This window comes from Bradyrhizobium sp. MI1.4, from assembly GCF_055811315.1.
Genome location: NZ_JBVVPP010000014.1, coordinates 158580 through 171188 on the forward strand (window position 1 = coordinate 158580; position 12609 = coordinate 171188).

Genomic DNA, 12609 nt, shown 5'->3' on the forward strand with positions numbered 1-12609 from the left:
GAGAGGGCTCCAAGGTGCTCGCAACAAACTCGTTTGGGTGAGGGGTTCGCTCCGCATCGAACAATCTCTCGGTGGAGAGAGACCCCTCATCCGGCGCTTCGCGCCACCTTCTCCCGCAAGGGGAGAAGGGAAGAAAGCGACTACGCCGGCGTAAAGAACGGCAATGGCGCGCCGTCGGTCGGCTTGAACACCACCTTCACCTTCTGGCCGATCTTCAACGTCGTCAAATCGCAATCGACGAAATTGGTCTGGAGCGATGGGCCTTCCTTCAGCGTGACGTAGCCGATCGCGTAAGGGCCGGTCGGCGACTTCCGCATCAAGCTGTAGGTGTAGATCGTACCCTCGCCCGAAGACTCCTCCCACACCGTCTTGTCGGAGTAGCAGAACGGGCAGATCGCACGCGGGAAATAGTGCGCCTCGCCGCACGCGGTGCAGCGCTTGATCATGAACCTGCCCTCTTTGGTCGCATCCCAGAACGCGGCTGTCTCAGGGTTCGTCACCGGGGCCGGATATTTCTTGCCTTCGCTCATCACACGCGCTCCAGAATGGCCGTCGAGGCGGCGTGGCGAACACCCAAAAGCCCGCCGGTGCCGTGGGCGATGGCGAGATCGCAATTCTTGACCTGCACCTTCGGATGCGCCTCGCCGCGCAGTTGCCGCACGGCCTCGAGGATCTTGGTCATGCCGCCGCGATTGACGGGATGGTTGCTGCAGAGGCCACCGCCATCGGTGTTGAACGGCAGCTTGCCGACGCCCGAGATCAGATTGCCGTCGGCGACGAACTTGCCGCCCTCACCTTTCTTGCAGAAGCCGAGGTCTTCGAGCTGCATCAGGACGGTGATGGTGAAGCTGTCGTAGATCGAGGCGTATTTGATGTCCTTCGGCGTGATGCCGGCTTCCTCGAAGGCACGCGGGCCGGACCAGATGCCGGCGGAGTATGTGAGGTCGAGATCCTTGCCGCCGCGCGGGCCCTTCATCGCCTCGCCATGTCCGATCAGCTTGACCAAAGGCTTCTTCAGGCTCTTGGCGATTTCAGGCGTGGTCACGATCAGCGCGCCGCCGCCGTCGGAGACCACGCAGCAATCCATGCGATGCAAGGGATCAGAGATCATCGGCGAGTTCAGGACGTCCTCGACGGTCACGACGTCCTTGAGCATCGCATGCGGATTGTATTGCGCATGGTGCGAGGCCGCGACCTTGATCCAGGCGAGCTGCTCGCTGGTGGTGCCATAGTCGTGCATGTGGCGCATGGCACACATGCCATAGGCATTGTGCGTGGTCGCGCCGTAAGCCGTCTCGAAATCGGCCTCGGCGCCGGCCGCGCGCGGCGGCATCGCCCCGGTGCGCGGCTTGCCGGCCAGCGTGATCAGCGCGATCGAGCACTTGCCCGCGGCAATCGCTTCAGCGGCGTGGCCGAGATGGATGATGTAGGAGCAGCCGCCGGTCTCGGTTGAATCGACATGGCGCAGTTTCTTGGTATTGAGGCCGAGATAATCGACCATCGGCCAGGCGCCGCCCGGGGCGTCGCCCGCGCAGAAATAGCCGTCGACGTCGTCCTTGCTGAGCCCGGCATCCTCGATCGCGCCCTTGGCGACCTCGGCATGGAGCTGCGCGGTGGATTTGTCCGGCGCGTGCCGGGTCGGGTGTTCGTAGATCCCGGCAATGTAGGCCTTGCCCTTGATGGTCAAATAAGGTCTCCGCTGGCGTTTCTCACTTCCGGTTTTTTCTGAACCGCTGCCGCCCTGTTGGCAAGCGCGGAAATATTCCGTCGGGCGAGAGGGCAGCGGGCTGGCGCAAATGGCCGCCGCATCATCCGAGGTGCGGTGGAAGGCCCTGCTGCCGCAGTCGTCGTTGCGAGCGCAGCGAAGCAATCCAGGAATCTTTCCGCGGACGCACTCTGGAATTGCTTCGCTGCGCTCGCAATGATGGGAACGACGGGCAGAACCCTAAAGCTGTTTTGCCCGACGGCACAAGTGATTTCGTTTTATCGAAAAATGTTTTTTCGCGAAAACAACCCCATGCACAGTAGAACGGTGGTTGATTTCAAACACGAATTTGCAGGGTGGATTAGCGAGTCCACCCCACGAAAATTCTACTCCGCCGCGATCTGCCTCGGCGCCGGCGGCGGGTTCGCGAGGTCGGCGGCGAGCTGGGCGTAGCGGGCCTTGGCGTCTGCTACGGCCTTCTCCTTCACCGGGCCGTAGCCGCGGATGCGGTCGGGCAGCGAGAGCAGCTCCACCGCGGTATCGATCGTCAGCGGCGACAGCAGGCCGAGCACGGTGGCGACGTCCTTCTCGTAGCCGGCGATCAGATCGCGCTCGAGCTTGCGGTCGGCACTGCGACCGAAGATGTCGAGCGGCGTGCCGCGCAGGAACTTGAATTTTGCCAGCACGCGGAACACCGGAAGCATCCACGGGCCGAAGGCGCGCTTCTTCGGGCGGCCGAGCGCATCGACGCCCCTGCTCAGAATGGGCGGGGCCAGGTTGAAGTTGAACTTGAAGTCGCCTTCGAACTGGTCGCGGAGCTGCTTTTCGAAGGCGCCATCGGTGTAGAGGCGCGCGACCTCGTATTCGTCCTTGTAGGCCAGCAGCTTGGCGTAGTTGACCGCAACGGCGCGGGTCAGCGCCTCGTCATAGCCGCCCTGCCTGGCGACGTCGCTGACCTGATCGACCAGCTTGCGGTAGCGTTTCGCGAGGCGGCCGTTCTGGTACGCCGTGAGATGCCTGGTGCGATGCTCGATGACCTCGTCGAGCGTCATTGCGTCCAGGGACTTGGGCGCAACGACCTCATCCGTTCCCTTCAGCATGCCGGCAAGCCGTGCGGGATCGGCGACCGCGAGGCGGCCGAGGCGGAAGGCTTCCTTGTTCATCTTGATCGAGACGCCGTTGACCTCGATCGCCTGCTCGATCGACTCCGCTGACAACGGCAAGAGGCCCTTCTGATAGGCGTAGCCCATCATCATCATGTTGGTGGCGATGCTGTCGCCGAGCAGCTGTTCGGCCGGCTTGGTGAAGTCGAAGAATACCGAGTCCTTGTGCAGCGCGGTTTCCAGCAACCCGTTCAGCTTGCGGGTCTGGAAGTTGAAATCGCGGTTGAGGACGAAGTCGGCGGTGGGAATGACGTGGCTGTTGATGATGCCGCGGGTGCGGCTGCTGTCGCAGAGCGAGATGGTGTCCTTGGCAACCGCGACCACCTCATCGGCTGCGAGCACCACATCGGCCGTACCGGTGACGATGCGCGAGCAGGTCACCTCGGCCGGATGATCGGACAGGCGGACGTGGCTCAGCACCGCCCCGCCCTTCTGCGCCAGGCCCGACATGTCGAGGATCATCGAGGCCTTGCCCTCGATATGGGCGGCCATGCCGAGCAGCGCGCCGATCGTCAGCACGCCGGTCCCGCCGACGCCGCCGACAGCGATGTTGTAGGGCTTGTCCAGGTTGGGGCGCGATGCCGGCTCAGGCAGATCGCCGATATCGCCGACGCCCGCCGGCGCGCGCTTGCGCATCTTGCCGCCGTCGACGGTGACGAAGGACGGACAAAAGCCTTTGACGCAGGAATAATCCTTGTTGCAGGTCGACTGGTTGATGGCGCGCTTGCGGCCGAACTCGGTCTCGAGCGGCTCGACCGAAATGCAGTTCGATTGCACCGAGCAATCGCCGCAGCCTTCACACACCGCGGGATTGATCAGCACACGGCGCGCCGGATCCTCCATCGTGCCGCGCTTGCGGCGGCGCCGCTTCTCGGCGGCGCAAGTCTGCACGAACACGATCGCGGACGCGCCCTTGACCTTCCGCAGGGTCTTCTGGACCGCGTCGAGTTCGTCACGATGCGCGGTCTTGACGCCGGGCGCGATCTCGTTCGCCGGATAGGCGTCGGGATCTTCTGAGACCAGATAGATCTCGCGGATGCCTTCGCTGTGTAGCTGGAAGGTGATCTGCTGCGGCGACAATTCCCCGTCGACATGCTGGCCGCCGGTCATCGCGGTCGCGTCGTTGTAGAGGATCTTATAGGTGATGTTGGCGCCGGAGGCGATCGCCTGGCGGATCGCGAGGCTGCCGGAGTGGAAATACGTGCCGTCGCCGAGATTGGCGAAGACGTGCTCTTCCTTTGTGAAGGGGGCAACGCCGACCCACGGCACACCCTCGCCGCCCATGTGGGTGAAGGTCTCGGTGGAGCGATCCATCCACAGTGCCATGAAGTGGCACCCGATGCCGGCAAAGGCGCGACTGCCTTCGGGCACCTTGGTCGAGGTGTTGTGCGGGCAGCCGGAGCAGAAATAGGGGGTGCGGGCGACAGGCGCGGTCGCCTGCATTTGCGATGCCTGGCGGCCGTTGAACCAATCGGCCTTGGCGCGCAGCATCGTTGCAATTTCGGGATTGAGATCAAGTCGAAGCAGCCGCTCGGTCAGCGAGCTCGCCAGCGAGGCGACGCTGAGTTCTTCGGCAAAGGGAAGGAAGCGCTTGTCATGATCGTCCATCTTGCCGATAATGCGGGGACGGACATCGTCGCGCCAGTTGAACAGCTCCTGCTTCACTTGGTTCTCGACGATCTCGCGGCGCTCTTCGATGATGAAGATTTCCTCGAGTCCTACAGCGAATTGCCTGACGCCTTCCGGCTCCAGAGGCCACGGCATGCCGATCTTGTACAATCGAAGTCCGATCTTGGCGGCGACCTCGGGCGTGATCCCGAGCTCGCGCAGCGCCTGACGGATATCCTCGTAGCTCTTGCCGGACGCCATGATGCCGTAGCGGGCGTTGGGCGAGTCCATGGTGACGCGATTGACCTTGTTGGCGCGTGCAAAGGCGATCGCGGCAAAGCCCTTGTAGTCCTGCAGGCGGCGGTCCTGGGCGAAGCGGTCGTCGGGCCAGCGCAGATTGAGGCCGCCTTCGGGCATCTCGAAATCGGTCGGGATCACGAACGGCGTCATCTCGTCGGTGAGGTCGATCTCGGCGGTGGTCTCCACCGTCTCCGTGATCACCTTCATGCCGACCCAGCAGCCCGAGTAGCGCGACATCGCGATACCCAGAAGACCCATCTCGATCATCTCGTGTACGCTCGACGGGTAGAGATAGGGCATCAGCGCCGACATGAAGGCGTGGTCGGATTGATGCGGGACCGTCGAGGATTTTGCGCCGTGGTCGTCGCCGGCGAGACACAAGACGCCGCCGTTCTTGGCGGAGCCCGCGGCATTGCCGTGGCGGAAGACGTCGCCGCAGCGATCGACGCCGGGGCCCTTGCCGTACCAGATGCCGACCACGCCGTCATACTTGGCGCCGGGCGAGAGGTTGAGCTGCTGCGAGCCCCAGACCGCGGTCGCGGCCAGATCCTCGTTCACGCCGGGCTGGAACTTGATGTTGTACTGCTCGAGATGCTTGCGCGCGGCGAAGAGCTGCTGGTCATAGCCGCCGAGCGGCGAGCCGCGATAGCCGGAGATGAAGCCGGCGGTGTTCAATCCCGCGGCACGGTCGCGCCGGATCTGGGCCATCGGCAGCCGGACCAGGGCCTGAATGCCCGTCGTGAAAATATGTCCGGTGTCCTGGGTGTATTTCTGATCGAGACTGATCGGACCCTGGTTGATGCCCATTATGTCCTCTTCCGCCCTTTTGAGCGCTTGGCTGCTTAAGCCGTTGCCTGCCCGTTGTTTTTAGCTAGGGCGCGCCGACCATTTCCGCCACTCTATGTCGGATATTTCACGCTCCGCATCACAATTCTGGACCAAAGGGAGCGCCGGGTAAAAATCGCAATTTCGTGGCTGCATTGGCATCCGCGATTTTCATTTTGTGTCACCATACCCCCGCCGTCGCGCAACGAATTGACGCCCCGTCATCCGGGACGGCGTCGATGGGTCGCAGGAGAGGCTTTCGATGCGGACGATTCTCACTGGCCTGGCTCTCGTGGGCCTGGCGTTGTGCAGTGCGGTTGCGAGCGCGGCCGGCGCCGCCGAGCCGTCACCGGAGCTGATCGCCTACGGCAAGTCGCTGGTGGAGGCCGGCGACTGTGCCGGCTGCCACACCGCCGATCCCGCCAAACCGTTCGCGGGCGGAAAGCGCATCGACACACCATTCGGCGCGATCTATGCCCCGAACCTGACGCCGGACCGCGACACCGGCATCGGCGCCTGGACCGACACCGATTTCACTCGCGCCGTGCGCACCGGTGTCGCCCCAGACGGCTCCAACTATTACCCGGCGTTCCCCTACCCCTATTTCACGCGGATGACGAAGGACGACACGCTGGCGATCCGGGCCTATCTCGGAACGCTCGCGGCCGTCACCAGCCGCAACAAGCCGCCGGAACTACGCTGGCCGTTTGGCTATCGCGGCCTGATGCGGATCTGGAACATGGTCTATTTCAAACCCGGCCTGTTCGAACCGGACCAGAGCCAGAGCGCGGCGTGGAATCGGGGCGGCTATCTCGTCACCGGGCTCGGTCATTGCGGCGCCTGCCATACGCCGAAGAACTATTTTGGCGCGGACAAGCAGGCGCAGGCCCTCGCGGGCAACGAGGTGGGCGGCTGGTACGCGCCACGGCTCGATGGCGCCGCCCGCACCGGGCTGAAATCGTGGAGTGTCGAAGACATCACGGAATATCTTCAGAGCGGGCGCAACGCCAGGAGCCATGCCAGCGGGCTGATGGCGGAGGTGGTCGTCAATTCGACTTCGAAGATGAGCGATGCCGACGTGCGCGCGATCGCGGTTTACCTGAAGAACCTGCCGCCGGCACGGCGTGAGACGATCGTGACGCCGCCTGACGATGCCGAGATGAAGGCCGGCCAGGCCAACTACGCCAAGTTCTGCATCGCCTGCCACGAGGCCGACGGATCCGGCGCACCGCGCATCTATCCGCCGCTGCCCGCCAACGCGCTGCTGCAATCGGTCAATCCGTCCTCGACCTTGCGCATCATCCTCGACGGCGCCCACACCGTGACGACCCCGCGCGCGCCCAACACCGGGGAGATGCCGGCCTATTCCAACCAGCTGTCCGACGCAGAGGTCGCGGCGGTGACGAACTACATCCGCAATTCCTGGGGCAACGCCGCGCCGCTGGTGACGCCGGCGCAGGTGGCGAGGGCGCGGAAGCAGGAGCCGTAGCTCAAGGCTCCCGCTCCTCCTCTTCCGTGAAGACGAATTTCGGCATTTCCCATTTGTAGCGCACCGCGAGCAGGCGGAAGCTGATGCCGAGGGCGAATGTCAAAATGGTCCAGAGCTCGGCGTTCGGCTTGAGACCGAACGCGGTGGCATAGAACAGTCCCGTCACCACCGAGACGCTGGCATAGAGCTCGGAGCGGAACAGCAGCGGCACGTCGTTGCAGAGCACGTCGCGCAAGACGCCGCCGGCGCAACCGGTCACCATGCCGGAGACGATGACGATCGGCAGCGTGGCATCCATCTGCCAGGCGATGTCGCAGCCGGTCATGGTGAAGACGACGAGGCCGATGGCATCGAGCACGATGAAGGCCAGTTTCAGCCGGTGCACCAGGCGCGCCATCAGGATGGTGAGGAAGGCGGCGCCTCCGGCCAGTGCGAGGTAGATGGGGTTCTGCACCCAGGCCAACGGATAATGCCCCAGGAAGAGATCGCGCAAGGTGCCGCCGCCGAGCGCCGTGATGCAGCCGAGGAAGCAGACGCCGAGCCAATCCATGCTGCGCCGGCCGGCAGCGAGCGCGGCGGTCATGCCTTGCGCCGCGACCGCAACCAGCGACAACAGATGCAGCACGCTATAATCGCTCGGCGGCAAGCTCCACATCGCTTTGTTCCCTTCCGTCAGCGGAGCTTACGCGTCAGGTTCCCAGCGAACAGGTTCCCGATTCCCGCCGCGGGCGCAACATGCGACGAAAGCATTAAGGAGGGCGGAACAGAATCTCGCATCCACGGGTTGTCCCGCCGCAATAATCGAGGAGAACCAATCGATGGCTGACGACCGTTTTATCAACGATCCGTACCGCCCGAATCTCGCCGATGATGAGTATCGCAATGCGGCGCGACGGGATGCCCAGCTTCAGGTCGACCCGGAGCTTGGCGAAGGCCCCGCCTCCAGCGGCAAAGTAGCCCTGTTCGCAGTGGCAATCGCCTTGGTGCTGGGTGCCGTATTCTACGGCCTGAACAACACCGGCACCAGCAACCAGGCCAGCACCACGCCGGCGACGCAGACAGCGCAGCAGGCACCGGCTACCAATCCGGCCGCACCTCCCGGCATGCGCGACGTGACGCCGCGCACCAACACCGGACCGGGCGTGACCACGGGCGCCGCGCCGAGCAAGGCGGCCCCGGATACGCCAGCACCCGCTGACGGCGCGAAGTAACGAATTGCAACAATATGCGACAGCGGCGGGATTCACATCCCGCCGCTTTCGTTTGTCTTAGCTGAACATCTTGTTGAGCTCGCCGCCGGGATAGCCGCCCGCCAGCTCCGCGAAGGTCCCCTTCTCCGCCATTTCCTTCGCGGCCCGCATGAAGCCGCCCCAGGCGGCGCGAGCGAGTGAACCGCCGACGCTGATCCGGCGCACGCCAAGATCGGCAGCTTCCTGCAATGACAGCCCGGAGCCGCCGATCAACAGGTTGAACGGTTTGGGTGCAACAGCCTTCACCACCGCGGCGATGTCCTCGCGGCTCTTCAGGCCCGGCGCGTAAAGGCAATCGGCGCCAGCATCTGCGTAGGCCGTCAGCCGGTCGATGACCAACTTGAGGTCGGTCACGCCCCACAGATAGGCCTCGCAGCGGCCGACCAGCAGCACGCCGCTATCGCCGATCGCCTTGCGCGATGCCTTGATGCGCTCGACTGCGAGCGCGCGCTCGTAGATCGGCTTGTCCTTGTCGCCGGTGGAATCCTCGATCGACAGGCCGGCAACGCCGGTGCGCACACAGCGCTCGACATTCTCCGCGACCTTGTCCGGCTCGACCGCAAAGCCGCCCTCGAAATCAGCGTTCACGGGGATGTCGACCGACGTGCTCAATGCCGCCAGATGCTGACAGACGTCCTCGACGGTGACGTGGTTGTCGGCTTTGCCGATGGTCCAGGCAAAGCCCGCACTCGACGACGCGAGTGCCTTGAAACCGAGATGCTGCAACGCTTTCGCGCTGCCGACGTCGACCGGATTGGGCAGGATGAAGCAGCCGCTCTCGTGCAGCTTCCTGAAGGCCGCGCGCTTGTCAGCAGTTGTCACGTGCATGTTTCTCTCCCTTGTTGGCCGCGCAGAGATGGGGACGTGCCGCCACGAGCGCTAGTGCGCGTCGTGCACCGCGCGGCTGTCCTTCGGCGCCTGCTCGCGATCATTCATGCTGTAGTCACGGATGACGCTGGCGATACGCAAGTGATAATCGGCGAAGATTTTCGCGCGGCCCTTGGCCTGGGTGCGGCGATGCTCCATCGTGTTGCGCCAGGCTTGCACGGCCGCCTCGTCCCGCCAGAACGACACCGATAAGATCTTGCCCTTCTCGGTCAGGCTTTCGAAACGCTCGACCGAGATGAAGCCGTCGATGGTTTGCAGGATCGGCTTGAGGTCGGCCGCGAGGTCGAAATAATCCTGGCGGTGTTCCGGCTTCGGCCAGACCTCGAAGATCACGGCGATCATGGGCGTCTCTCCTGTCGTTGATGGCCTACGATAGCACTTACAAAACCACTTGGCGCAGAAACGTGCGCTCTTCCGCGAGGATGAATTTGTGCTCCTCGGCGAAGTGGAAGTTGGCCATGCCTTCCGTATCCTGACGCAGCCGGGCGCGATAGGCCTCATACGCAGCCAGACTCTCGAAGGTAATCAGCGCAAACGCGATGTTGTTGGTGCCCTCGTGCGGCATGAAATAGCCGATCAGATCGCCGCCGCATTTCGGGATGATGGTGAGCCAGCGCTTCGAATACTCCTCGAACTGCGCGCGCTTGAAGGGATCGAGCTGGTAGCGGATGAAGACGGTGACGGACATGATGGGCTCCTCTGGTTCCACACCGCCATTGCGAGCGCAGCGAAGCAATCCAGGAATCCCTCTGCGGAGGCAGCCTGGATTGCGTCGTCGCTTCGCGCCTCGCAATGACGAACAACCCCACGCTACGCGCTTGCCCGACCGCAATGCTTCGGCTACCATCGAAGCATGAAATCAGGTCCCGACATCGCCATGATCGCCTCGCTCGTCGGCGATCCCGCACGCGCCAACATGCTCACGGCGCTGATGAACGGCCGCGCGCTCACCGCGAGCGAGCTGGCGCAGGAGGCCGGCATCACGCCGCAGACCGCGAGCTCGCATCTTTCCAAGCTCGAGGCCGGTGGCCTGATCGAGCCGGAGAAGCAGGGCCGCCACCGCTACTACCGCCTCACCGACGACGATGTCGCCGGGGTGCTGGAGGGGCTTGCGGGCCTCGCCGCGCGGACCGGCCATATGCGCGTGCGCACCGGGCCGAAGGATCCGGCGCTGCGGCGTGCCCGGATCTGCTACGACCATCTCGCCGGCGATCTCGGCGTGCAGATGCTCGACACCCTCCGCGCGCAAAACCTGGTCAGGCAGAAGAAGCAAGAGATCGAGCTGACGTCCGAGGGCGAGCGCTTCCTGGCGAAGCATTTGCAGATCTCGCCCGACATGCTCGCCCATCCCCGCCGGCCGGTCTGCAAGGCCTGCCTCGACTGGAGCGAGCGGCGTCACCATCTCGCGGGCACGCTGGGCGCCGCCATGATGCAGCGTTTCGCCGAGCTGAAATGGGCTGCCCGCGACGCCACGCCCGGCAGCCGCGTGGTGAATTTTACGCGCACCGGCGAGAAGCAGTTTGCCGCGTTGTTCGGGACTGCGAAGGACTGAACACAAGCGCGTGTAAGCGTCTCTCGTCGTCATGGCCGGGCTTGACCCGGCCATCCACGTCTTTAGTGCAGTTTGCGTGGCACCACGTGGATGCCCGGGCCTTCGCCTCGCCGAAGCGGCTTCGGCCGCGCAGGCGGGCCAAGCCCGGGCATGACGGAGAATGTGTCTCCTAGCGCCAACATGACTCAGAGCCTTCAATGATCCGCCTCCTCCCGGCCGTGCTTTGCACGGCTCTTCTCGCCGCTCCTCTTACATCCCACGCCGCCGACACCGCCCCGCGCGAACCCTACGGCATCGCGCTCGAAGGCTTTGCCTATCCCTATCCCGTGCACCTGCTGCCTCTGATCAATGACAGCGAGCAGCTCAGCATGGCCTATATGGACGTGCCGCCTGCGCAGCCGAACGGCCGCACCGTCGTGCTGCTGCACGGGCGCAATTTCCCGTCGAGCTACTGGGCGCCTGTTATCAAGATGCTGAGCGAGGCCGGCTTCCGCGTTGTGGTGCCGGACCAGATCGGCTTCGGCAAATCTTCCAAGCCGATCGGCGAATTGCATTTCGACAATCTGGCGCGCAACACCATCGCGCTGCTCGATCACCTCAACATCGACAAGGCCGAGATCGTCGCCCATTCGCTCGGCGGCATGCTGGGCGTCCGCATCGCCCGCGCCTTTCCCGACCGCGTCGCCCACCTTGTTCTGACGGCCCCGATCGGGCTGGAAGATTACCGCCTCTATGTACCGCCGACGCCGACCGAGAAGATCATCGAGACCGAGGACAAGCTCACGGCCGATGGCTATCGCAAGCAGCTTCAGACCAATTATGCGATCAAGCTGCCGCCGGACGCGATCACGCCGTTCATCGACGCCCGCTTCAACATCAAGGGCAGCCCGGATTATCCGCGCTGGCTGCGTGCCTTCGTCAGTTCCGGCCAGATGATCTATCGTGAGCCGGTGGCGCACGAGATCGCACTGATCACCGAGCCGACGCTATTCATCATGGGCGCCGACGACCACAACGCTCCGGGCCGGCCGAACGCGCCGGAGGCGCTGCGCGCGAAAATGGGAGAGAACGCCGAGCTGGCGAAGGCACTCGCGGCGAAGATGCCGAATGCGCGGGCCGAGGTGATCCCGGATACCGGCCATCTCGTCTTCCTCGAGGCGCCTGAGAAGTACAGGGAGCTAGTCCTGGGCTTTCTCGGCCGCTAACGTCATTGCTGTCGTCCGGAGCCGCGTGCAGGGAATGTTCATGCCGCATTCAGGTCATGATTGGCAGATTTGGCTGGCGTCGTGTCGGCATGTTGCGATTTTAACGTGTCGAATCGTGTCTTTTGATTCATGGTGCGCCGAAAAGCGCCAAGCCCTCCTACCTGCCCCCAAAACCTACACCCAAGGACGAGAAGGAAGATCAAATGAAATACCTGTTTGCCGCCGTGATGCTCGCCAGCGCGGTCGTTGGTTTCAGCGAGGCGGCGAGCGCCGCCGGCGGTTGCGGCCCCGGCTGGTACCGCGGCGCCTATGGCGGCTGCCGCCCGATGCGCGGTCCGGTCGTTGTCCGCCCGGGTCCGATCGTGGTTGCGCCGGCCCCTGTCGTGGTCGTGCCGCGCGCCCGCGTGTGCCCCTACGGCTTCCGCTGGTACGCCGGCCGCTGCCGCCCGTTCTGATCTCGTTTTTTTCGCATGCGAAATGGCCGCGCGGCGAAAGCCTGCGCGGCCATTTTCTTTTTGAGCGCCTGACGTCGCACCGGGATGTTTCGAATCAGAACGGGGACCCCGCAACCCGTGCCCCGTGAAACCAGGTTGGCGGAAGGTAACAAATGCCGCGGTGGCCAAG

At 64.0% G+C, this 12609-nt stretch carries 12 protein-coding genes; 5 read left to right on the top strand and 7 right to left on the bottom strand.

Annotation, left to right across the window (positions count from 1 at the left end):
* Positions 1 to 140: 140 nt before the first annotated feature.
* The 3 genes from AC0L23_RS18625 to AC0L23_RS18635 form a co-directional block, all read right to left on the bottom strand.
* On the bottom strand, positions 141 to 530 hold the full coding sequence (locus tag AC0L23_RS18625) for a Zn-ribbon domain-containing OB-fold protein (protein WP_473298494.1): 390 nt from the start codon (positions 528 to 530) through the stop codon (positions 141 to 143).
* Positions 530 to 1687: a thiolase domain-containing protein gene (locus AC0L23_RS18630; protein ID WP_085360843.1), complete on the bottom strand. Its 1158-nt coding sequence runs from the start codon at positions 1685 to 1687 to the stop codon at positions 530 to 532. The genes AC0L23_RS18625 and AC0L23_RS18630 overlap by 1 nt, the downstream gene beginning before the upstream one ends.
* A 404-nt stretch (positions 1688 to 2091) precedes the next feature.
* Positions 2092 to 5583, bottom strand: a complete 3492-nt coding sequence (locus tag AC0L23_RS18635) for an indolepyruvate ferredoxin oxidoreductase family protein (RefSeq protein ID WP_473298496.1) — start codon at positions 5581 to 5583, stop codon at positions 2092 to 2094.
* Positions 5584 to 5863: 280 nt separating this feature from the next.
* Here AC0L23_RS18635 and AC0L23_RS18640 point away from each other — a divergent pair, with 280 nt between their 5' ends.
* Complete coding sequence (locus AC0L23_RS18640) at positions 5864 to 7090, top strand: c-type cytochrome (protein ID WP_473357201.1); 1227 nt, start codon at positions 5864 to 5866, stop codon at positions 7088 to 7090.
* Position 7091: 1 nt separating this feature from the next.
* Here the strand turns inward: AC0L23_RS18640 and AC0L23_RS18645 are convergent, their stop codons facing one another.
* The gene (locus AC0L23_RS18645; RefSeq protein ID WP_473298500.1) at positions 7092 to 7745 is read right to left on the bottom strand and encodes a trimeric intracellular cation channel family protein; all 654 of its coding nucleotides are present in this window, start codon (positions 7743 to 7745) and stop codon (positions 7092 to 7094) included.
* A gap of 163 nt (positions 7746 to 7908) precedes the next feature.
* Here AC0L23_RS18645 and AC0L23_RS18650 point away from each other — a divergent pair, with 163 nt between their 5' ends.
* Positions 7909 to 8301, top strand: coding sequence for a hypothetical protein (locus AC0L23_RS18650; protein ID WP_018456491.1), 393 nt, complete (start codon positions 7909 to 7911; stop codon positions 8299 to 8301).
* 57 nt (positions 8302 to 8358) lie between these two features.
* Here AC0L23_RS18650 and AC0L23_RS18655 read toward each other — a convergent pair whose 3' ends face one another.
* The 3 genes from AC0L23_RS18655 to AC0L23_RS18665 are packed head-to-tail and all read right to left on the bottom strand — an operon-like array spanning position 8359 to position 9916.
* On the bottom strand, positions 8359 to 9168 hold the full coding sequence (locus tag AC0L23_RS18655) for an isocitrate lyase/PEP mutase family protein (protein WP_085395587.1): 810 nt from the start codon (positions 9166 to 9168) through the stop codon (positions 8359 to 8361).
* Between the two features lie 51 nt (positions 9169 to 9219).
* Positions 9220 to 9570 carry an antibiotic biosynthesis monooxygenase family protein gene (locus AC0L23_RS18660; protein ID WP_018456489.1) on the bottom strand — a complete coding sequence of 117 codons (351 nt, stop codon included), beginning with the start codon at positions 9568 to 9570 and terminating at the stop codon, positions 9220 to 9222.
* A gap of 37 nt (positions 9571 to 9607) precedes the next feature.
* Positions 9608 to 9916, bottom strand: a complete 309-nt coding sequence (locus AC0L23_RS18665; RefSeq protein ID WP_007603076.1) for an NIPSNAP family protein — start codon at positions 9914 to 9916, stop codon at positions 9608 to 9610.
* A 165-nt stretch (positions 9917 to 10081) separates the two neighbouring features.
* Between AC0L23_RS18665 and AC0L23_RS18670 the strand changes: the two genes are divergently transcribed.
* The 3 genes from AC0L23_RS18670 to AC0L23_RS18680 all read left to right on the top strand — a co-directional run bounded on the left by AC0L23_RS18670 (position 10082) and on the right by AC0L23_RS18680 (position 12440).
* Complete coding sequence (locus AC0L23_RS18670; protein WP_473298504.1) at positions 10082 to 10780, top strand: ArsR/SmtB family transcription factor; 699 nt, start codon at positions 10082 to 10084, stop codon at positions 10778 to 10780.
* Between the two features lie 197 nt (positions 10781 to 10977).
* Complete coding sequence (locus AC0L23_RS18675; protein WP_085384240.1) at positions 10978 to 11985, top strand: alpha/beta fold hydrolase; 1008 nt, start codon at positions 10978 to 10980, stop codon at positions 11983 to 11985.
* A gap of 203 nt (positions 11986 to 12188) precedes the next feature.
* On the top strand, positions 12189 to 12440 hold the full coding sequence (locus AC0L23_RS18680) for a GCG_CRPN prefix-to-repeats domain-containing protein (protein ID WP_007603074.1): 252 nt from the start codon (positions 12189 to 12191) through the stop codon (positions 12438 to 12440).
* Positions 12441 to 12609 lie beyond the last annotated feature (169 nt).

Excerpts from the sequence above, each read along its gene's own strand:
- AC0L23_RS18655 (WP_085395587.1), bottom strand. The coding sequence starts at position 9,168 with ATGCACGTGACAACTGCTGACAAGCGCGCGGCCTTCAGGAAGCTGCAC.
- AC0L23_RS18670 (WP_473298504.1), top strand. The coding sequence starts at position 10,082 with ATGAAATCAGGTCCCGACATCGCCATGATCGCCTCGCTCGTCGGCGAT.
- AC0L23_RS18645 (WP_473298500.1), bottom strand. The coding sequence starts at position 7,745 with ATGTGGAGCTTGCCGCCGAGCGATTATAGCGTGCTGCATCTGTTGTCG.
- AC0L23_RS18625 (WP_473298494.1), bottom strand. The coding sequence starts at position 530 with ATGAGCGAAGGCAAGAAATATCCGGCCCCGGTGACGAACCCTGAGACA.
- AC0L23_RS18675 (WP_085384240.1), top strand. The coding sequence starts at position 10,978 with ATGATCCGCCTCCTCCCGGCCGTGCTTTGCACGGCTCTTCTCGCCGCT.
- AC0L23_RS18660 (WP_018456489.1), bottom strand. The coding sequence starts at position 9,570 with ATGATCGCCGTGATCTTCGAGGTCTGGCCGAAGCCGGAACACCGCCAG.
- AC0L23_RS18640 (WP_473357201.1), top strand. The coding sequence starts at position 5,864 with ATGCGGACGATTCTCACTGGCCTGGCTCTCGTGGGCCTGGCGTTGTGC.
- AC0L23_RS18665 (WP_007603076.1), bottom strand. The coding sequence starts at position 9,916 with ATGTCCGTCACCGTCTTCATCCGCTACCAGCTCGATCCCTTCAAGCGC.
- AC0L23_RS18650 (WP_018456491.1), top strand. The coding sequence starts at position 7,909 with ATGGCTGACGACCGTTTTATCAACGATCCGTACCGCCCGAATCTCGCC.
- AC0L23_RS18680 (WP_007603074.1), top strand. The coding sequence starts at position 12,189 with ATGAAATACCTGTTTGCCGCCGTGATGCTCGCCAGCGCGGTCGTTGGT.
- AC0L23_RS18635 (WP_473298496.1), bottom strand. The coding sequence starts at position 5,583 with ATGGGCATCAACCAGGGTCCGATCAGTCTCGATCAGAAATACACCCAG.